20 protein-coding genes are annotated in these 18,853 nt (G+C 64.7%); 16 read left to right on the top strand and 4 right to left on the bottom strand.

Annotated elements, in window-relative coordinates; genetic code table 11:
- Positions 1–47: 47 nt before the first annotated feature.
- Positions 48–1,208 (bottom strand): ROK family protein, encoded by a 1,161-nt coding sequence (locus RAD15_RS38665; RefSeq protein ID WP_458183951.1) that lies wholly within the window; start codon positions 1,206–1,208, stop codon positions 48–50.
- A 33-nt stretch (positions 1,209–1,241) separates the two neighbouring features.
- Entirely contained in the window at positions 1,242–1,553 is a 312-nt protein-coding gene (locus RAD15_RS38660) for a hypothetical protein (RefSeq protein WP_458183950.1), read from the bottom strand.
- On the opposite strand from RAD15_RS38660, the gene rplU reads away from it, so the two are divergent.
- From rplU to RAD15_RS38645, 3 genes are all read left to right on the top strand, one after another.
- Positions 1,540–1,929, top strand: a complete 390-nt coding sequence (rplU, locus tag RAD15_RS38655; protein ID WP_458183949.1) for a 50S ribosomal protein L21 — start codon at positions 1,540–1,542, stop codon at positions 1,927–1,929. The two genes, RAD15_RS38660 and rplU, sit on opposite strands and share 14 nt — an antisense overlap.
- Before the next feature lie 98 nt (positions 1,930–2,027).
- Positions 2,028–2,297: a 50S ribosomal protein L27 gene (gene rpmA, locus RAD15_RS38650; protein WP_011083253.1), complete on the top strand. Its 270-nt coding sequence runs from the start codon at positions 2,028–2,030 to the stop codon at positions 2,295–2,297.
- Positions 2,298–2,449: 152 nt separating this feature from the next.
- Positions 2,450–3,043: a GNAT family N-acetyltransferase gene (locus RAD15_RS38645; RefSeq protein WP_458183948.1), complete on the top strand. Its 594-nt coding sequence runs from the start codon at positions 2,450–2,452 to the stop codon at positions 3,041–3,043.
- 182 nt (positions 3,044–3,225) lie between these two features.
- Here the strand turns inward: RAD15_RS38645 and RAD15_RS38640 are convergent, their stop codons facing one another.
- A complete protein-coding gene (locus tag RAD15_RS38640; RefSeq protein ID WP_458183947.1) occupies positions 3,226–4,140 on the bottom strand; it encodes a DMT family transporter in 915 nt (304 codons plus the stop codon).
- A gap of 119 nt (positions 4,141–4,259) precedes the next feature.
- Here RAD15_RS38640 and RAD15_RS38635 point away from each other — a divergent pair, with 119 nt between their 5' ends.
- The 3 genes from RAD15_RS38635 to RAD15_RS38625 all read left to right on the top strand — a co-directional run bounded on the left by RAD15_RS38635 (position 4,260) and on the right by RAD15_RS38625 (position 7,723).
- On the top strand, positions 4,260–4,742 hold the full coding sequence (locus RAD15_RS38635; RefSeq protein ID WP_458183946.1) for a MaoC family dehydratase: 483 nt from the start codon (positions 4,260–4,262) through the stop codon (positions 4,740–4,742).
- Positions 4,743–4,827: 85 nt separating this feature from the next.
- A complete protein-coding gene (gene obgE, locus RAD15_RS38630; protein ID WP_458183945.1) occupies positions 4,828–5,868 on the top strand; it encodes a GTPase ObgE in 1,041 nt (346 codons plus the stop codon).
- Between the two features lie 220 nt (positions 5,869–6,088).
- Positions 6,089–7,723 carry an alkaline phosphatase family protein gene (locus RAD15_RS38625; RefSeq protein ID WP_458183944.1) on the top strand — a complete coding sequence of 545 codons (1,635 nt, stop codon included), beginning with the start codon at positions 6,089–6,091 and terminating at the stop codon, positions 7,721–7,723.
- Positions 7,724–7,872: 149 nt separating this feature from the next.
- Here RAD15_RS38625 and RAD15_RS38620 read toward each other — a convergent pair whose 3' ends face one another.
- Positions 7,873–8,844 carry a Bug family tripartite tricarboxylate transporter substrate binding protein gene (locus RAD15_RS38620; protein ID WP_458183943.1) on the bottom strand — a complete coding sequence of 324 codons (972 nt, stop codon included), beginning with the start codon at positions 8,842–8,844 and terminating at the stop codon, positions 7,873–7,875.
- Between the two features lie 195 nt (positions 8,845–9,039).
- Here RAD15_RS38620 and proB point away from each other — a divergent pair, with 195 nt between their 5' ends.
- From proB to RAD15_RS38570, 10 genes are all read left to right on the top strand, one after another.
- A complete protein-coding gene (gene proB, locus RAD15_RS38615) occupies positions 9,040–10,161 on the top strand; it encodes a glutamate 5-kinase (protein WP_458183942.1) in 1,122 nt (373 codons plus the stop codon).
- Between the two features lie 238 nt (positions 10,162–10,399).
- Positions 10,400–11,695 (top strand): glutamate-5-semialdehyde dehydrogenase, encoded by a 1,296-nt coding sequence (locus tag RAD15_RS38610; RefSeq protein ID WP_458183941.1) that lies wholly within the window; start codon positions 10,400–10,402, stop codon positions 11,693–11,695.
- Positions 11,696–11,715: 20 nt separating this feature from the next.
- Complete coding sequence (locus RAD15_RS38605; RefSeq protein WP_458183940.1) at positions 11,716–12,360, top strand: nicotinate-nucleotide adenylyltransferase; 645 nt, start codon at positions 11,716–11,718, stop codon at positions 12,358–12,360.
- Positions 12,361–12,557: 197 nt separating this feature from the next.
- A complete protein-coding gene (gene rsfS / locus RAD15_RS38600; protein ID WP_027515020.1) occupies positions 12,558–12,914 on the top strand; it encodes a ribosome silencing factor in 357 nt (118 codons plus the stop codon).
- A gap of 96 nt (positions 12,915–13,010) precedes the next feature.
- Positions 13,011–13,493, top strand: a complete 483-nt coding sequence (gene rlmH / locus RAD15_RS38595) for a 23S rRNA (pseudouridine(1915)-N(3))-methyltransferase RlmH (protein ID WP_211410705.1) — start codon at positions 13,011–13,013, stop codon at positions 13,491–13,493.
- Between the two features lie 33 nt (positions 13,494–13,526).
- Positions 13,527–14,876 (top strand): murein hydrolase activator EnvC family protein, encoded by a 1,350-nt coding sequence (locus RAD15_RS38590; protein WP_458183939.1) that lies wholly within the window; start codon positions 13,527–13,529, stop codon positions 14,874–14,876.
- The gene (locus RAD15_RS38585) at positions 14,873–16,231 is read left to right on the top strand and encodes a S41 family peptidase (RefSeq protein WP_458183938.1); all 1,359 of its coding nucleotides are present in this window, start codon (positions 14,873–14,875) and stop codon (positions 16,229–16,231) included. Before RAD15_RS38590 ends, RAD15_RS38585 begins: the two co-directional genes overlap by 4 nt.
- A gap of 158 nt (positions 16,232–16,389) precedes the next feature.
- Positions 16,390–17,622, top strand: a complete 1,233-nt coding sequence (locus RAD15_RS38580) for a divergent polysaccharide deacetylase family protein (RefSeq protein WP_458183937.1) — start codon at positions 16,390–16,392, stop codon at positions 17,620–17,622.
- Between the two features lie 77 nt (positions 17,623–17,699).
- Complete coding sequence (locus RAD15_RS38575; protein WP_458183936.1) at positions 17,700–18,206, top strand: RNA pyrophosphohydrolase; 507 nt, start codon at positions 17,700–17,702, stop codon at positions 18,204–18,206.
- 63 nt (positions 18,207–18,269) lie between these two features.
- Complete coding sequence (locus tag RAD15_RS38570; RefSeq protein WP_458183935.1) at positions 18,270–18,770, top strand: RNA pyrophosphohydrolase; 501 nt, start codon at positions 18,270–18,272, stop codon at positions 18,768–18,770.
- Positions 18,771–18,853: the final 83 nt, after the last annotated feature.

Below are 18,853 nucleotides of genomic sequence, written 5' to 3'. Positions count from 1 at the left end.
GCTGATGCGCCGCAACGCAATCCGGTCCTTAACCTAACCAGTCAAGGTTACCCCTTGTCGGATTTGCCGCCGTCCTTGTTGTTTTCCTTGGCCTTTTTCTTGCCGTTCTCCGTAGTGTCCCGGTCCTTGCCGCTGTCCTTGCCGCTGTCCTTGCGGCGGTTGGTGAAGCGGGCATTGCCGAGCCCGGTGCCGATGGTGAGCACGCCCCAGCGCTCGACATCCTGCATGAACGGCACCTCGGAGAGGCCCTGAACCACGCCGTCATTGTGCATCAGGATCGCGGTGTCGTGCTCGCCGATGACGGGGATGCCCTCGACCAGGCTCGCCGGCAGGTTGAACTTGCTGCTCTCCCAATTGCCCGGCAGGTTCTGCGCGCCCTTCTCGATCGAGCCGTCCGCATTGATCACGCCGGGACAGGCGATGCCGACGAAAGGCGCGAGCTTGAAGCCCTCCTCTTCGGCCCCGGCGATCAGCCCCTTCAGCATCTTGGTGAGCCGCTTCACCGCGCCCTCGCGCGTCGGCTCGTCGTCGGCATGACGCCACAGCTCTGACGTCACGACCTTGGCCTTCGACAGGTCTTTTGCCTTTTTCCAGCCGGTCTCGACGAGGCCGCAGCGGATGTTGGTGCCGCCGATATCGACGGCGAGGATGCTGTCATGGGCCTCGAAAATCCAGGACGGCGCCAGATGCAGCGTGCCGAGCAGGCCGGCTTCATCGGGGTGATGGCGGATCGGCACCATGTCGATCTTGAAGTCCTCGGATTTGAGGATGATCTCGGTGCGCGCGATCGCGAGCTCCCCGAGCCGGGAATCGCGGAATCCGCCGCCGACCACGATGCGCTCGGTCTTGGCCCAGGCCTTGGTCTTGAGGAAACGGCGCGTGACGTAAGCGAGCTCCTGGGCAAAATCCTCGATGGCGCTGTGCACGACCGCGGAGGCCTCGGTGTCGTCGCCGACCAGCATGGCATCCAGCGTCTTCTTGCTGATCTCCTCCGACGGCTCCTTGCCGAACGGGTCCTCGCCGGTCTTGCGCAGCGGCTTGCGCCAGCGGTCGAGGATCTCGCGGAACGCACCCTTGCTGGCGCGGTCGCCGAGAAAGCCGTCCTCGTCCTTGATCTCGATGTTGAAGCTGTCGACGTCCACCGACGGCAGCCGCTCGGCGCCGTGGTGGGCGATGCCCGTCGTCTTGACCAGATCGTCCGTTGCCATGGGAGCCCTTGCCCGCTTACCTGTTCCGGCGGACTAACTGCGGGGGAACCCGTTTGTTGCAAGGCCGGTCGAGATTCGGCTGAAGGCCGCGAGCGCGGCCAAATCCTTCAAATCCGGGCTCTTTTGGGCAGTTTTCCTTGACTCTCCGAGCCCGGCGGCTATAAGTCCACCAACCGGCGCGGGGCGTTTCTCGCGCCGCCTGTTTTTGCGTGGGTTTTCAAAGGGATAACTCCCGCCCGCACAAAACTCTGGTAAACCCATAGCGACTGACAAAAAGCCGACCCCGACGATATCCGTCGCGAGGCCGGGATTGAACACGGAGAAAAAAACGATGTTCGCAGTCATCAAAACCGGCGGCAAGCAATACCGCGTCGTGCCGGATGATGTTCTCGAAGTAGGCAAGATCGAAGGCGAAGTCGGCTCGATCATCCAGCTGAATGAAGTTCTGGTGGTCGGCGGCGACACGCCGGTCCTGGGTATTCCGACGGTGGCCGGCGCCTCCGTTGCGGTCGAGGTGCTCGACCACAAGCGCGGCCCCAAGGTCATCGCGTTCAAGAAGCGCCGCCGCAAGAATTCGCGCCGCAAGCGCGGCTATCGCGACGAGATCACGGTGCTGCGCATCTCCGAGATCCTGACGGACGGCGCCAAGCCCACCAAGGGCCCGCGTCCGAAGAGGGAGAAGGTGGTGAAGGAAGCCGACAAGGAAGCCGACGCCGCATAAAATCGATCACGCGCATTCACGAATTGATGCGTGAGAGATTTTGAAATGATTCCGTCAAGGAATTGACCTAGAATTACGCAGGATTTCGGAGACGAGCCATGGCTCACAAAAAAGCAGGCGGTTCATCGCGCAACGGTCGCGATTCCAAGGGTAAGCGCCTCGGTATCAAGGCGTTCGGCGGGGAAGTTGTGATTCCCGGCAACATCATTGCGCGTCAGCGCGGCACCACCTGGCACCCGGGCCTTAATGTCGGCATGGGTACGGACCACACTCTGTTCGCCAAGATCGAGGGTCGCGTCACGTTCCAGGCCAAAGCCAACGGCCGCACCTTTGTATCGGTACTCCCGATTGCAGAGGCGGCTGAATAGACGGTGGATCAATTTGGAGTCCGCCGGGTCCTACCAAACCGGCGGAGTCCTAGAGATCACAGAGATCGAAGGCTCCAGGGGGAGGCGGGAAACCGGCCTCCCCTTTCGTTTGACTTGCTCACTTTCACTTAGTGACTTTCACGGAGCCGGACATGTTGCAGGATTTCTCGAGCGCGACCTTGCGGGAGGCGAGACCTGATGTCGTCGCCACCGAGCGGCTGACCTTGCGGCGGCCGACACTCGCCGACGTCAGGTCCATCGCCCGGCTCGCCAACGACCGCCGTGTCGCGGAAAACACCCGCCGCCTGCCGCATCCCTATTCGCAGGACGACGCCGTCGAGTTCGTCCGCGCCACCGCCGAGATCGGCAGCGAGACCGTGTTCCTGATCGAGCACGACACCGGGCCGGTCGGCATGGTCGGCATCGACTGCTCCACATCAGGCAATGCCGAGCTCGGCTATTGGCTCGGCGTCGAGCACTGGGGCAAGGGCTTTGCCACCGAGGCCGCGCGCGGCGCGATCGACTTCTTCTTCGAGGAGTTCGAGGACGAGCATCTCCATGCCGGCGCGCGCGTCACCAACCCCGCCTCGCGCAAGGTGCTCGAGAAGTGCGGCTTCCAGTGGAGCGGCGTCCAGCTGCACCGCTTCCTGGCACTGGGCTCCTCGACGCCGGTCGACTGCTTCCGCCTCTCGCGCGGCGTGTGGGCGTCGCTGAAGAGCTGGAGCAGTGCGAGACGGATGAGGTAGGCAGCCGCTGCCACACCAATGGTGTCGTCCCGGCGAAGGCCGGGACCCATAACCACAAATGCCGGTGGCGCGAAGATTCCCACTCCGAATCTTCGCCAAACTCCTCCCTGGGGGTATGGGTCCCGGCCCCCCGTGCGCAATTGCGCACTAGGCCGGGACGACGACTGAATATGTGGCGACACCTACGCCGGCGGATTCACCTCGGCGCTCTCGCGCCCGAGATCACGCTCACGCAGATAGATATAGAACCCGGCGCCGATGATGATCGCCGCGCCGACGATGGTGGCAATCGACGGCACATCGCCGAACACGACGAAGCCGAAGATCACGGCCCAGACGATCATCGAATATTGATAGGGCACGACGACGCTGGCCGGCGCCAGCTTGAGCGAGCGGTTGACGCAGAACAGCGCGGTCACCGAGATGAGCCCGGCCATCGCGAAGATCACGAGGCTGCCCGGTGTCGGCGGCACCCAGTTGAAGGCCGACAGCACAGCCCCCAGCGAAAACGTGCCGATGAATTGCGACGACGCCATCACGATGTCGGGCGTCTTGCGCAGGCTGCGCGTGATCAGCATCAAGGTTGCGAAGGACAGGCTGCCGCCGAGCGCGATCAGCGCCGGCAGGCTGACGGTCTGGGCCGACGGCCGCAGCGCGATCAGCACGCCGCAGAAGCCGATCAGGATCGCGGTCCAGCGCCGCCAGCCGACCTTCTCGCCCAAGAAGATCGCCGACATCGCGGTGACGAAGATGGGGCCGGCCAGATAATAGGTGATGACGTCGGCGAGCGGCAGATAGACGGTGGCGAGGAAGAAGGCGGCCACTTCCAGCGTCGACAGCACGACGCGAAACAGCTGCAGGCGCGGCCGCTCCAGATGCAGGAACTGGTGACGCTGCTTCCAGATCAGCGGCGACAGCAGCAGCAGCGCCGCGCAGGCGCGCAGGAACAGCAGCTGCCCCACCGAATAGGTGCCCACCAGGAACTTGCCCATGGCGTCGCCGAACGAGAACATGAAGATCGAGAGCACCATGAGTCCGATGCCGGCCAGCCGTGCCGAGCGGTCGTCATAGGCGGAGAGATTCTTGAAGAAGGGCATTGGGCGTCGTTGTAATGGCATGGGCCACAGGGACAAGCCCGCCACGCTGAATTGAACGGATTGTCGCACTCTTCGCATCACGGTAGCGATAAGCAACGCCCGAACGAGAGAGCACTGACATGACCGATTTCGATCCCTCCCAGCATCGCATGATCCCCGCGCAACGCTGGTTTGAGGATTTCGTGGTCGGCGAGCGCTTCGTGCTGCCGAGCCGGACCCAGACGTCGGCGGTGTTCGCCGCGTTCCAGACCGCGAGCGGTGACACCCATCCGGTGCACTATGATGTGGAATATTGCCGCAGCCGCGGCATGCCGCATCTGCTCGCCCATGGCTTCCAGACCCTGATCCACACCGCGCCCGGCGCCGGCCTGTTTCCGTTCATGGTCGAGGACTCCCTGGTCGGCTTCCTCGAGCAGTCGAGCCGGTTCCTCAAGCCCGTGTTCGCCGACGACACCATCTACCCCGCGCTCGAGGTCACCGAGCTGGTGCCGGGACGCACCACCGGCGTGGTGACGCTCACAAGCACCGTGTTCAATCAGCGCAAGGAGCTGGTGCTGGAGGGGATGCAGAAATTCCTGATCCGGCGCCGACCGACAGGTTAATCACGGCACCAAAATCGCCGAAATTCGGCCGATTTGCTGGTCAATCCGGGTTGCCGCGCGGGACCGGCTGGCCTACCTATGGCCCATGAAATTCCTCGACGAAGCAAAGGTCTATATCCGCTCCGGTGACGGCGGGAACGGCTGCGTGGCGTTCCGCCGCGAGAAGTTCATCGAATTCGGCGGTCCCTCCGGCGGCAATGGTGGCCGCGGCGGCAATGTCATCATCGAGGTCGCCGACGGCCTCAACACGCTGATCGACTACCGCTACCAGCAGCATTTCAAGGCCCAGAAAGGCGAGAACGGCGCAGGCTCGGACCGCCACGGCGCCAACGGCAAAAATATCGTGCTGAAGGTCCCCGTGGGCACGCAGATCTTCGACGAGGATCGCGAGACGCTGATCCACGACTTCACTGATGTTGGCGAGAAGTTCGTGCTCGCCGAAGGCGGCAATGGCGGCTTCGGCAACGCGCACTTCAAGTCCTCGACCAACCGCGCGCCGCGCAACGCCAATCCCGGCCAGCCCGGTGACGAGCGCTGGATCTGGCTGCGGCTGAAGCTGATCGCGGATGCCGGTCTCGTCGGCATGCCCAATGCCGGCAAGTCGACCTTCCTCTCCAAGGTCAGCGCCGCCAAACCGAAGATCGCCGATTATCCCTTCACCACGCTGCATCCGCAGCTTGGTGTCGTGAATGCCGACGGCCGTGAATTCGTGCTCGCCGACATTCCGGGCCTGATCGAAGGCGCGCATGAAGGCACCGGTCTCGGCGACCGCTTCCTCGGCCATGTCGAACGCTGCCGCGTGCTCCTGCATCTGATCGATGCCACCTGCGAGCATGCCGGCAAGGCCTACAAGACGGTGCGCAAGGAGCTCGACGCCTATGGCGGGCTCCTGACCGACAAGATCGAGATCGTCGCACTGAACAAGATCGACGCGGTCGAGCCGGACGAGCTCAAGAAGCAGAAAGAGCGCTTGAAGCGTGCCGCCAAGAAGACGCCGCTGCTGCTCTCCGGCATCACGGGCGATGGCGTGAAGGAAGCGTTGCGCGCGCTCGTCGAGGTGATCGGCGAGGCCCCGGTCTCGGCCAAGGCGAAGAGCGCGGCCGAAGCGGAGCCGTGGTCGGCTTGATCGTCTCCCGGCGAAAGCCGGGACCCATATTCCCCAGGGAGCAGTTTGACGAAGACTCGGAGTGGGAGTCTTCATACCGCGAAGATTCGTGGTTATGGGTCCCGGCCTTCGCCGGGACGACATGTGAATGTGTGGCTGCACGCACGCGCTTCTCTGGCGGGTTGCCATCGCCCTCCCGATATCGCAGCATCAAACAATCAAGAAACGGCGGGAATGACGCATGGCGCGCGCGAAGAACGTTCTCTGGATCATGTGCGACCAGCTTCGCTATGATTATCTCGGCTGCACCGGCCATCCCACGCTGAAGACACCGAACATCGACGCCATGGCCAGGCGCGGCGTGCTGTTCAGCAAAGCTTACGTGCAATCGCCGATCTGCGGCCCGTCGCGGATGTCGTTCTACACCGGCCGCTACATGCGCTCGCACGGCTCGCACTGGAACGGCTGGCCGCTGCGTGTCGGCGAGCCCACGCTCGGCGATCACCTGAACAAGATCGGCGTGCGCAACGTGCTGGTCGGCAAGACCCACATGGCGCCCGATATCGAAGGCATGAAGGCGCTCGGCATTCCCCCGGAATCGATGATCGGCGTGCATGTCGCCGAATGCGGCTTCGAGCCTTACGAGCGCGACGACGGCCTGCATCCGACCGGCCGCCCTCGCCCGAAATACGATGAGTATCTGCGTCAGCAGGGTTTTGAGGCCACCAACCCCTGGGAGCACTGGGCCAATTCAGGCGCGGCGGAGGACGGCTCCTTGCAGAATGGCTGGCTGCTGGTGCACGCCGACAAGGCCGCGCGCGTGCCTGACGAGCATTCAGAGACGCCCTACATGACGCGGCGCGCGATGGACTTCATCAGCGAGGCCGAGACCGACGGCCGGCCGTGGTGCCTGCATCTGTCCTACATCAAGCCGCACTGGCCCTACATCGCGCCAGAACCTTACGCCAGCATGTACTCGACCGATGACATGATCCCGGTGATCCGCTCCGAACGCGAACGCTCGAGCCCGCATCCGGTGTTCGGCGCCTATATGGACATGCGCTACTCCCGCAACATGGCGCGTGACGATGCCCGCGAGAAGGTGATCCCGACCTATATGGGCCTGATCACCCAGATCGACGACCAGATGGGCGTGCTGATGAAGTTTTTGGAGGCGCGCGGCCTGCTGGACACCACCATGATCGTGTTCACCTCCGATCATGGCGATTATCTCGGCGATCACTGGATGGGCGAAAAGGACCTGTTCCACGAGCAGTCGGCCAAAATTCCGCTGATCATCATCGATCCCTCGCAGGAGGCCGACGCCACGCGCGGCACGCGCAGTGACGCGCTGGTGGAAGGCATCGATCTCGCGCCGACCTTCGTCGATTATTTCGGCGGCAAGGTGCCGGGCCACATCCTCGAGGGACGTTCGCTGCTGCCCCTGCTGCGCGGGCCGACGCCGGGCGATTGGCGCAAGGTGGCGTTCTCCGAATATGACTATGCCATGCAGGACGTACGGCTGAAGCTGAACCAGCCGATCGAGCGCTGCCGCCTGTTCATGGTGTTCGACGGCCGCTGGAAATACATCCACGCCTCCGGCTTCCGCCCGATGCTGTACGACCTCGAAACCGATCCGGAAGAGTTTGCGGATCGCGGCGACGATCCCGAGTGTGCCGGCATCATCGCGCGGTTGCAGGCCGAGCTGTTCGACTGGGCGCTACATCCGAACGACCACATCACCACGCCGCGCGAGAAGATCGCGGCCTATGCGGACAACCAGCTGCAAGTGAAGGGCGGGGTTTTGATCGGCATCTGGGACGAGAAAGAGCTTGCGGCGATCAAGGACGGGATAGCGCAGCGCGCAAAGATGTAAGTTGCTCTCCGCGAGTCTGCATCGTCGATAGAATCCAACATCCATTCACGCCGTCATTGCGAGCGCAGCGAAGCAATCCAGACTGCCGCCGCGGAGACAGTCTGGATTGCTTCGTCGCAAGGGCTCCTCGCAATGACGGGAGGAGAGACTCAATTCTCGATCTTGTAGCCCGTCGCCTTGACGATCGGCTGCCAGAACGCCCTGTTCGCGGCGAGCTCTTTCGACAGTCCTTCCGAATTGCTGCCGACCGGAATGAGGCCGATCGCGGTCAGCTCCTCCTTCACCTCGGGCTTGGCCAGCGCAGCGCTCGCGGCGGCACCGAGCTTGCTGGCGAAGTCCGGCGGGCTGCCGGCAGGAAGCCACATGCCGTACCAGGCGTCAGCGACGAGATCGATGCCACTCTCCTTTAGCGTCGGAACGTCGGGTGCGAACGGCGAACGCTCCGCACTCGACACCGCGATGATCTTCACGCCCTTGGCACGATGCTGCGGCAGCGCATCCGCCAAAGTCGTGATGCCGAACGAGATATGACCGCCGATGATGTCGTTGAGGATCGGCGCACTGCCGCGATAGGGCACGCGGGTCAGGGGAATGCCAAGATCCTTCTCGAGCTTGGAGCCCATGAAGTGCGGGATGGTGCCGTTGCTCGGCACCCCGAACGAGGTCTTGTCCGGATGCGCCTTCAGCCACGCCACGAAGCTCTTGAAATCGGTGGCGTCGATCGCCGGGTTGATCACCAGCGCGAATTCGAACCGCGCGAGCAACGACACCGGCATGAAATCCTTGGCGGTGTCGAAGCTCGGAATCGTCTCTACCATCGGCAGCAGGTACATGGTGGGTCCCGTGGTCACCAGAACCATGCTGCCGTCGGAGTTCGCGCCCTTCACCGCCTTGATGCCGATCAGGCCGTCACCACCGGTGCGGTTCTCGACCACGAGGGTCCGTTGCAGCGTTGGCGCCATCTCCTGCGCGATCAGCCGGCACAGCGTGTCGCCGCCCGCTCCCGCCGCGAACGGGAAGATGATCTTGCTCAGCCCGGCCTGCGCCTCGCCAGCCTGCGCCAGCAGCGGCAGGCCAAGACATCCCCCAAGACATCCGGCCATGAATTTGCGGCGATCCATTCGCGTCCTCTCCAGCCCATTATTGGCTGGAGGCATTAGAACCGGGCCGTTGCCCAAGACAAGAGCCGTTTACCATCCCGCCCGCCTTGCGCCGGCCATCGTCCTGCTGCAAAAGCAGGCCTATCGGCGCCGCTTCTCGCTCCGCCGTTTCCAATGCAGAACAGATCGTCCAAGCGCGCCAACACACATACACACATGGCCAGCCCCGAACTCAGTCAATTCCGCCGCATCGTCGTCAAGGTCGGCTCCGCGCTGCTGGTCGATTCCGACAAGGGCGAGGTGCGGGCGTCCTGGCTCGCCGCGCTTGCCGACGACATGGCCAAGCTGCACCGCGAGGGCCGCGACGTGCTCGTGGTCTCCTCCGGTTCGATCGCGCTCGGCCGCAGCCGGCTCAAGCTGCCGCGCGGCCCGTTGAAGCTCGAGGAGAGCCAGGCTGCGGCCGCGGTCGGCCAGATCGCGCTGGCGCGGATCTGGTCGGAGGTGCTGGGCGCGCACGGCATCGGCGCCGGCCAGATCCTGGTGACGCTCCAGGACACCGAGGAGCGCCGCCGCTATCTCAATGCGCGCTCCACCATCGGCAAGCTGCTGGAATGGCGCGCGATCCCCGTGATCAACGAGAACGACACGGTCGCCACCAACGAGATCCGCTACGGCGACAATGATCGCCTCGCCGCACGCGTCGCGACCATGGCGAGCGCCGATTTGCTGGTGCTGCTCTCCGACATCGACGGGCTCTACGACGCCCCTCCGAAGAACAATCCGGACGCAAAGCTCATTCCGGTGGTCGAGAGCATCTCCTCGGAGATCGAGGCCGTGGCTGGTGATGCCGAGTCCGAGCTGTCGCGCGGCGGCATGCGCACCAAGGTCGAGGCGGCCAAGATCGCCACGACCGGCGGCACGCATATGCTGATCGCCTCCGGCAAGATCGAGCATCCCCTGCAGGCGATCGCCGACGGCGGCCGCTGCACCTGGTTCCTGACGCCGGCCAATCCCATCACCTCGCGCAAGCGATGGATCGCGGGCACGCTGGAGCCGAAGGGCACGCTGACGATCGATGCCGGCGCCGTGACGGCGCTGCGCGCCGGCGCCAGCCTGCTGCCGGCCGGCGTGATCAAGGTCGAGGGCCAGTTCGCGCGCGGCGATGCCGTGATCGTGCGCGGCCCCGACACCAGCGAGGTCGGCCGCGGCCTGATCGCCTATGACGCCGAGGTCGCCGAGCGGATCAAGGGCCGCTCGTCCCCCGACGTGATGACCATCCTCGGCATCAGCGGACGGTCGGAGATGATCCATCGCGACGATCTGGTGGTGGGGGGATAGGGACGGCGCCTCCGTCATTCCGGGATGGCCCGAAGGACCAGACCTCAGGTGCGCAATTGCGCACCGGGGAATCTCGAGATTCCGGGTTCGGTGCTGACGTACCGCCCCGGAATGACGTTGGACTGGGCCAGTGACCCAGCCAGCAGCGCGAACCGGGCCCCAGCCATACCCTCCCCGCCCTTCGCAAAACCGGGATTTCCGTGCTAGGACACGCCCTTAGCAGAAGGTTGAAACCCCAATGGCCGCCCCCCTCAAAGCCGTCGACGGCAATGCCGATCTTCAGGTCCTGATGTCCGATCTCGGGACCCGTGCCCGCGCTGCGGCGCGCAAGCTGGCGCTGGCTCCGCCGGAGCAGAAGAACCGGGCGCTCGAGGCCATGGAGCGGGCGATCCGCGGCAACGCTGCGGCAATCCTCGCGGCCAATGCGGAGGACGTCGCCGACGCGCGCGCGTCAGGCAACGCCACCTCCTCCTTCATCGACCGCCTGACGCTGACGCCGGCGCGGGTCGAGTCGATGGCCGAGGGCATCGGCATCGTGCGCGGCATTGCCGATCCCGTTGGCATCGTCACCGAGAGCTGGCAGCGCCCGAACGGCATGACCATCGAGCGTGTGCGCGTGCCGCTCGGCGTCGTCGGCGTGATCTTCGAGAGCCGGCCGAACGTTGCGGCGGACGCCGGCGTGCTGTGCCTGAAGTCGGGCAATGCCGTGATCCTGCGCGGCGGCTCCGACAGTTTTCGGTCGTGCCGCGCGATCCATGAATGCCTCGTGCAGGGCCTGCGTGAAGCCGGCCTGCCCGAAGCTGCGATCACGCTGGTGCCGACGCGCGACCGTGCGGCGGTCGGCATGATGCTGTCCGGATTGAACGGCGCCGTCGACGTGATCGTGCCCCGTGGCGGCAAGAGCCTCGTCGCCCGCGTCGAGCAGGAGGCGCGCGTGCCGGTGTTCGCACATCTCGAAGGCGTCAATCACGTCTATGTCGATGCCAGTGCCGACCTCGCCATGGCGAAGTCGATCGTGCTCAACGCAAAGATGCGCCGTACCGGCGTCTGCGGCGCGGCCGAAACGCTGCTGGTCGATCGCGCCGCTGCTGCGAACAATCTGAAGCCGCTGGTCGAGATGCTGATCGAGGCCGGCTGTGAAGTGCGGGGCGACGAGACCGTGCAAGACGCGGATGCGCGTGTAAAACCTGCCAGCGAAGACGATTGGGATACGGAGTATCTCGATGCGATCATCGCGGCGAAAGTGGTGGACGGCGTCAATGGCGCGATCGCGCATATCCAGAATCACGGCTCGCATCACACCGACGCGATCGTGAGCGCGGACGAGGCGGCTGCGAAAAAATTCCTGAGCGAGGTCGATTCCGCGATCGTGCTGCACAACGCCTCGACGCAGTTCGCCGACGGCGGCGAGTTCGGTTTCGGCGCCGAGATCGGCATCGCGACCGGCCGCTTCCACGCCCGCGGCCCTGTCGGTGCCGAGCAGTTGACGAGCTTCAAATATCGCGTTCACGGCACTGGGCAGACGCGGCCGTAAGCAACGTCGCGGGGCGGGCATTGAGTAACAAATTCGTCGTGCCGCGTTTCGTGGCGCAAGCGGTCCCGCCCCACACGGAGGGCATGCGCATCGGCCTGCTCGGCGGCTCGTTCAACCCGCCGCATCAGGCACATCGCGCGATCAGCCAGTTTGCGCTCAAGCGATTGCAACTCGATCGCATCTGGTGGCTGGTAACCCCCGGCAATCCGCTGAAGGAGAACGGCAATTTGCATGAGCTCGGCGCGCGCATGCAGGCCGCGCGCGACGTCGCTGATGATCCCAGGATCGAGGTGAGCTGTCTCGAATCCGTCATTCGCACCCGCTATACTATCGACACGATCAACACCTTGCGCCGCCGCTTCTCGGGCCTGCGCTTTGTCTGGATTATGGGCGCCGACAACCTCGCTCAATTCCATCGTTGGCAGGACTGGCGGCGCATCGCCGGCCAGGTGCCGCTTGCAGTCATCGACCGCCCGCCGCAGAGTTTTCGCGCCCTTGCCTCGCCGGCCGCCCAGGCGCTCGCGCGCTACCGCCTGCCCGAGAACAAGGCAGCACTGCTTGCGGATCAGCCGGCGCCGGCCTGGGTGTTCCTGAGCGGATTGAAGCTGAACCTGTCCTCGACCGGCCTACGGAACCCGGACGGGAGCTGGAAAGGTACGATGTGAGGCGGAGTGTGCGGATTTGGGGCTCTCTGGCATATTGAAACCCTTAACCCCACATGATGTAGTGTAACCAGTGAGCGCAGGATTCGGCGTTCGCGATACAGTGAAAGGAATGGTCCCTGACCACATCTGTATTGTCCAAGTCTGTTTTACCCAAGGTTGTTAAGCCTACGCGTAAAACATCGACCAAAGCTGCGGCCTTGAAGGCGCAACCCGACGCCGACAAGACGCTGAGCCTGATCCTCTCCCGCCTCGACGACATGAAGGCGGAAGAGACGGTCACCATCGACCTTCGCGGCAAATCGGCGTACTCCGACTACATGATCGTCACCACCGGCCGGGTGAACCGGCACGTCGGCGCGATCGCGGAAAACGTCGCCAAGGGCCTCAAGGAAAACGGCATCAAGAACATCCACGTCGAGGGCTTGCCCAATTGCGACTGGGTGCTGATCGATTCCGGCGATGTGATCGTGCACGTGTTCAGACCCGAGGTCCGTGAGTTCTACAACCTCGAGCGGTTGTACACGCAGGGCCCAGGGGCGGCGAAGGCGATCTAGGCTCACCTAAGCCGATTTCGAATCGGCTGACGCGCATGCTAGCGTCGTGCGCGCGCAAAATGCGCGCGGTCTCGAGAACACGACTCCGAAGAAGCCATGCGTGTTGCTGTCATTGCGGTGGGCCGGCTGAAGCAGGGCCCCGAACGGGAGCTTGCCGACCGCTATTTCGAGCGGTTCGACGAAGCCGGCCGCAAGCTCGGATTCCGCGAGCTCAGCATCCACGAAATCCCCGAGAGCCGCGCACGCGATACCGCGACGCGGATGGCCGAAGAGGCCGCGGCGATCTCCGCGCATATTCCGGAGAAATCGATCCTGGTGGCGCTGGACGAGCGCGGCCAGAATCTCGACTCGACCGTATTCGCACGGCATCTCGGGCGCTGGCGCGACGAGGGTGCCGGTCATACTATCTTCGTAATCGGAGGGGCGGACGGACTTTCGCCCGAATTGCGCCGTAAGGCCAAGCTCGCGATCGCGTTCGGCTCTGCGACCTGGCCGCACCAAATGGTCCGCGTCATGCTTCTGGAACAGCTTTATCGGGCCGCCACCATTCTGGCCGGCCACCCCTATCACCGCGCGTGATGCGCGCCACAACGAGCACCTTTGCCTAAAGCGATGCGAGCGCCTGTCCTCACCCTGCTGCTGATCGCTGGCCTCTCCGGCGCAAGCCTCGCGCAAGCTCAGACGCAAGGTCAGGCAATTGCGCCGGCACAGCAAGCCGCGGCCGTCTCGCCCGATGCGATCAAGCAGCGCGAGCAGGAGCTGGAGGCCGCCCGCGCCAGGCAGAAGAGCGCGGAGGAAGCCCAGGCCAAGCTCAAGGCCGAGATCACCTCGCTCGGCCAGGACCGCACCCAGCTCAACCAGCAGCTGATCGACACCGCCGCCAATGTGCGCACCGTCGAGACCAAGATCGACGAGACCGAAACGCGGCTGCGCGCGCTGAATGGCCGCGAGCAGGCGATGCGCAGCTCGCTTGATTCGCGCCGCGCCGACATCGTCGAGGTGCTGGCGGCGTTGCAGCGTGCCGGCCGGCGCACGCCACCGGCGCTGCTGGTGCGGCCCGAGGATGCGCTGCAATCACTGCGCACCGCGATGCTGCTCGGCGCCGTGGTGCCGGAATTGCGCGGCCGTGCCGAGAAGATCGCAGGCGAGCTCGGCGAGCTCGTGGCCTTGCGCAAGACCATCGCCACCGAACGCGACCAGCTCGCCTCCGACCGCGACAAGGTCCGCAGCGACCAGACCCGGCTGACGGCCCTGGTCGACGAGCGGCAGCGCCAGCAGGCCTCGCGCGAAAAGGACCTCGATGCCGAGAATTCGCGCGCCATCGCGCTCTCCAGGCAGGTCGGCGATCTCCAGGGGCTGATCGCCAAGATGGAGCAGGATCTGCAGAGCGCCGCCAAGGCGGCGGAAAAGGCGGCCGAGGCCGCAAGGCAGGCCGAGGCCAAGGCAGCGGCAAACGCGGCCGCCAACGTCAAGCCCGGCCCGGGCGCTTTCAAGGACCGATCCCGGACCACCCCCGCGATCGCCTTCGCGTCGGCCAAGGGCCTGCTGCCTCTTCCAGTTAACGGTAACAAGATCAGGGATTTTGGTGGTTCCGACGGGGGCGGTGGGGTCCAGAAGGGCATTTCACTGGCCACCAAGCCCGGCTCCCAGGTCACAACGCCGTGTGACGGCTGGGTGGTCTATTCCGGCCCGTTCCGCAGCTACGGACAACTCTTGATCCTCAATGCCGGGGGCGGGTATCATGTCCTGATCGCCGGGATGGAGCGCATTTCGGTCAACATCGGCCAGTTTGTGCTCACGGGGGAGCCGGTCGCGATCATGGGGTCGACCTCTCAAGTCGCCTCCATTCTCGCCACGAACGCGAGTCAACCTGTGTTGTATGTCGAGTTCCGCAAAGACGGCACTCCAATCGATCCAGGCCCATGGTGGGCCGCAAATGAAGGCGAGAAGGTTCGCGGATGATGCGCAAGACTTCAGTAATCCTCCTCAGCGCGGCCACCGGTGCAGCGCTGACGCTGTTCGTGACGCAGCCGCGCGCGGTGTTCATGGGCTCCAGCGCGCGAGCCGCCACCGCGGATACCTATCGCCAGCTCAATCTGTTCGGCGACGTCTTCGAGCGCGTGCGCTCCGACTATGTCGAGAAGCCCGACGACACCAAGCTGATCGAATCCGCGATCAGCGGCATGCTCACCGGCCTCGATCCGCATTCGAGCTACATGGACGCCAAGAGCTTCCGCGACATGCAGGTGCAGACCCGCGGTGAGTTCGGCGGCCTCGGCATCGAGGTGACGATGGAAGACGGCCTGATCAAGGTGGTCTCGCCGATCGACGACACGCCGGCCTCGCGCGCCGGCGTCATGGCCAACGACATCATCACCAATCTCGACGACGAAGCGGTGCAGGGCCTGACCCTGAACCAGGCGGTCGAGAAGATGCGCGGTCCCGTCAACACCAAGATCAAGCTCAAGATCATCCGCAAGGGCCAGGACAATCCGATCGACGTCACCCTGGTGCGCGACAACATTCGCGTCCGCTCGGTGCGCGCCCGCATCGAGGCCGACGACATCGCCTATATCCGCATCACCACCTTCAACGAGCAGACCACCGAAGGCCTGAAGCGCGAGGTCGCCAACCTCTCGAATCAGATCGGCGACAAGCTCAAGGGCTACATCATCGACCTCCGCAACAACCCGGGCGGCCTGCTCGAGGAAGCGGTCACCGTCTCCGACTCGTTCCTGGAGAAGGGTGAGATCGTCTCGACCCGCGGCCGCAATGCCGAGGAGACCCAGCGCCGCACCGCGCATGCGGGCGACCTCACCAAGGGCAAGCCGGTCATCGTGCTGGTCAACGGCGGCTCAGCCTCGGCGTCCGAAATCGTCGCCGGCGCGCTGCAGGACCACAAGCGCGCGACCATCGTCGGCACGCGCTCGTTCGGCAAGGGCTCGGTGCAGACCATCATCCCGCTCGGAAGCGGCAACGGCGCGCTGCGCCTGACCACGGCGCGCTACTACACGCCGTCGGGCAAGTCGATCCAGGCCAAGGGCATCGTGCCCGACATCGAAGTGCTGCAGGACGTGCCGGACGAGCTGAAGTCGCGCACCGACACCAAGGGCGAGGCTTCGCTGCGCGGCCACCTCAAGAACGACGGCGACGAGAAGACCGGCTCGCAATCCTACGTGCCGCCGGACGCCAAGGACGACAAGGCACTCAAGCTCGCCGACGACCTGCTCCACGGCATCAAGAACAGCGCCTCCGCGGCACCGACCCCGGGCGGCGACAAGGGCACGACGACCGACAAGCCCAAGGCCGCAAACTAAGGCTTCAAGCCAAATCTCGGCATCACGCGATCCCATGAAAAGGGCGGCTCCAGGAGCCGCCCTTTTTGCTTGGAACTCCTGACATCCCCGGCCTATCCCGGCCTGCCGCCGCTTGACCTCGACGTGGTATCGTCGGTGGTAGTGATTCGGGATCGCGCATGACTGAAACGGCCGATGATCTGAGCGCCCCGCTCGGACAGGACAAGCCGCGCCGGAAACGCCGGCTGCGGCTGCCGTTCACGGCCATGCAGGCGCTCGCCGTCATGCTCGGCCTGCTCCTCGTGACCTTTGCCGGCTTTGCCATCTTCAACAAGGACCCGCTCGGGGGCGAGCCGATGACGCGGATCGCGATCCGCGAGCCCAAGGCGACAGACAAGGCCACCGAGGAGAAACCGGCGGCCTCGGGTCATGGCGGCGAGAGCAAGCAAGAGAGCAAGCACGAGACCAAGGAGGCGCCGAAGCAGGCGGGCGAGCAGAAGACCGTCACCATGATCGACGGCTCCACCGGCACGCGCCATGACGTCGTGATCGGCGCCGGCGAGGCCGCCGACAAGGGCGAGGCGTCGGCCTCCGCGCCGCCGCCCGTCATGGCCGGGATCGATCCGAAACTGCTGGAAAAGTCGCGCTATGGCATGATCCCGGCGGTTTCCGGGGACCTCAAGCCGTTCAACGTCTACGCGGCCGATGCCGACCGCGCCAAGGCCGCCAAGATGCCGGTGGTCGCGATCGTGATCGGCGGGCTCGGCGTTGGCGCCGCGAAGACCACCGATGCCATCATGAAGCTGCCGCCGGCGGTGACGCTGGCCTTCACGCCCTACGGCGCCGACCCCGGCAAGCTCGCCGAGCGGGCCCGCGCCCAGCGCCACGAGATCTTCCTCCAGATCCCGATGGAGCCCTACGACTTTCCGGACAACGATCCGGGACCGCAGACGCTGCTGACCGCGCTCAGCGCCGACCAGAACATGGACCGCCTGTACTGGCACCTCAGCCGGATGCAGGGCTATGCCGGCATCACCAATTTCATGGGCGCCCGCTTCGTGGCGACGGAGCCGGCGATGCAGCCGATCATCCGTGAGGCCGCCAAGCGCGGCCTCGGCTTCTTCGACGACGGCTCCTCGCCCCGCAGCATCGCGCCCCAGGCCGCGGCGAGCCAGGCGATGCCGTTCGGCAAGGGCGACATCGCGATCGACGTGGTGCCGACCCCGGCCGAGATCGACCGCGCCCTCAACAAGCTGGAATCGGCGGCACGCGAGCGGGGCGTCGCCGTCGGCACCGCCTCGGCCCTGCCCGTCTCGATCGAGCGCGTCAACGCCTGGACCAAGACATTGGGCGACCGAGGTATCCTTTTGGTGCCATTGACAACCGCGATGCTGAAATCAAAATCCAGCTAAATCAACGGATTGGTACGGCACGGGTCTCGCGGGGCCGCATCAAGCCGGACCTAACGCAGGCGAGAGGGTCTGGCGGAATGGCGCGTTACGAGGATCTGCCCTACCGGACCTGTGTCGGGGTGATGCTGATCAACACGAAGGGCCTGGTGTTCATCGGTCGCCGCGCCGGTGGCATCGAACATGTCGACGACACCCATGTCTGGCAGATGCCACAGGGCGGCGTCGATCCCGGCGAAGACACCTGGGAAGCCGCCAAGCGCGAACTCTATGAGGAGACCAGCGTGCGCTCGGTCGAGCGGCTCGGCGAGGTTCCGGACTGGCTCACTTACGACATTCCGCGCACGGTTGCAGGGCGCGCCTGGAAGGGCCGCTATCGCGGCCAGCGCCAGAAATGGTTCGCGGTGCGCTTCACCGGCAAGGACAGCGAGATCAACGTCGAGAAGCCCGGCGGCGGCGGCCACAAGGCCGAATTCGTGAACTGGCGCTGGGAGCCGATGAAGAACCTGACCGGGCTGATCGTCCCGTTCAAGCGCCCGGTCTATGAGCGCGTGGTGCAGGAATTTTCCGCGCTCGCGGATGAATAAATCAAATCGTCGCTCCGGGTTCGATGCTAAGGCATCGCCGGAATGACGATGAGAGATGCCCGCGTGACGAATGAGAAGCCCTACCGCCCCAACGTGGGCATCGCCCTGTTCAATGCCGAAGGCCGCGTGCTGATCGGCCATCGCTTCAAGGGCGACGGACCCGAGATCATCCTGCCGGGCCTCGACTGGCAGATGCCGCAGGGCGGCGTCGACGAAGGCGAGAATTTGCGCGATGCCGCGATGCGCGAGCTCTGGGAAGAGACCAGCGTCAAGAGCGCCGCCTATCTTGGTGAGACCGATTGGCTCACCTACGAATTCCCGCCCTATGACGGACCGCAGACTCACCGGCTCGCAAAGTTCCGCGGTCAGCGCCAAAAATGGTTCGCGCTGCGCTTCACCGGCCGCGACGACGAGATCGATCCGCTGACGCCGCGCAACGATCAGCCGGCGGAATTCGACGCCTGGCGCTGGGAGCGCCTCGACCGTGTCGCCGATCTCGTGGTGCCGTTCCGCCGCGACGTCTACCAGGCCGTTGCGAAGCAGTTCGCTGCCTTCGGGAACTAGAACCGCGAAAACAACCCCATGCACAGTAGAACTGGGGTTGAAATGATTAGAGAATTTTTTCCGAGAATTTGCGCGTGAGGAGC

This window comes from Bradyrhizobium sp. 14AA (assembly GCF_054185205.1).
This window is presented reverse-complemented; position numbering and strand designations above follow the sequence as displayed.

Excerpts from the sequence above, each read along its gene's own strand:
- RAD15_RS38645 (WP_458183948.1), top strand. The coding sequence starts at position 2,450 with ATGTTGCAGGATTTCTCGAGCGCGACCTTGCGGGAGGCGAGACCTGAT.
- obgE (WP_458183945.1), top strand. The coding sequence starts at position 4,828 with ATGAAATTCCTCGACGAAGCAAAGGTCTATATCCGCTCCGGTGACGGC.
- RAD15_RS38575 (WP_458183936.1), top strand. The coding sequence starts at position 17,700 with ATGGCGCGTTACGAGGATCTGCCCTACCGGACCTGTGTCGGGGTGATG.
- rplU (WP_458183949.1), top strand. The coding sequence starts at position 1,540 with ATGTTCGCAGTCATCAAAACCGGCGGCAAGCAATACCGCGTCGTGCCG.
- rpmA (WP_011083253.1), top strand. The coding sequence starts at position 2,028 with ATGGCTCACAAAAAAGCAGGCGGTTCATCGCGCAACGGTCGCGATTCC.
- RAD15_RS38620 (WP_458183943.1), bottom strand. The coding sequence starts at position 8,844 with ATGGATCGCCGCAAATTCATGGCCGGATGTCTTGGGGGATGTCTTGGC.
- proB (WP_458183942.1), top strand. The coding sequence starts at position 9,040 with ATGGCCAGCCCCGAACTCAGTCAATTCCGCCGCATCGTCGTCAAGGTC.
- RAD15_RS38610 (WP_458183941.1), top strand. The coding sequence starts at position 10,400 with ATGGCCGCCCCCCTCAAAGCCGTCGACGGCAATGCCGATCTTCAGGTC.
- RAD15_RS38590 (WP_458183939.1), top strand. The coding sequence starts at position 13,527 with ATGCGAGCGCCTGTCCTCACCCTGCTGCTGATCGCTGGCCTCTCCGGC.
- RAD15_RS38660 (WP_458183950.1), bottom strand. The coding sequence starts at position 1,553 with ATGACTGCGAACATCGTTTTTTTCTCCGTGTTCAATCCCGGCCTCGCG.
- RAD15_RS38635 (WP_458183946.1), top strand. The coding sequence starts at position 4,260 with ATGACCGATTTCGATCCCTCCCAGCATCGCATGATCCCCGCGCAACGC.
- RAD15_RS38625 (WP_458183944.1), top strand. The coding sequence starts at position 6,089 with ATGGCGCGCGCGAAGAACGTTCTCTGGATCATGTGCGACCAGCTTCGC.
- rlmH (WP_211410705.1), top strand. The coding sequence starts at position 13,011 with ATGCGTGTTGCTGTCATTGCGGTGGGCCGGCTGAAGCAGGGCCCCGAA.
- RAD15_RS38640 (WP_458183947.1), bottom strand. The coding sequence starts at position 4,140 with ATGCCCTTCTTCAAGAATCTCTCCGCCTATGACGACCGCTCGGCACGG.
- RAD15_RS38665 (WP_458183951.1), bottom strand. The coding sequence starts at position 1,208 with ATGGCAACGGACGATCTGGTCAAGACGACGGGCATCGCCCACCACGGC.
- RAD15_RS38580 (WP_458183937.1), top strand. The coding sequence starts at position 16,390 with ATGACTGAAACGGCCGATGATCTGAGCGCCCCGCTCGGACAGGACAAG.
- RAD15_RS38585 (WP_458183938.1), top strand. The coding sequence starts at position 14,873 with ATGATGCGCAAGACTTCAGTAATCCTCCTCAGCGCGGCCACCGGTGCA.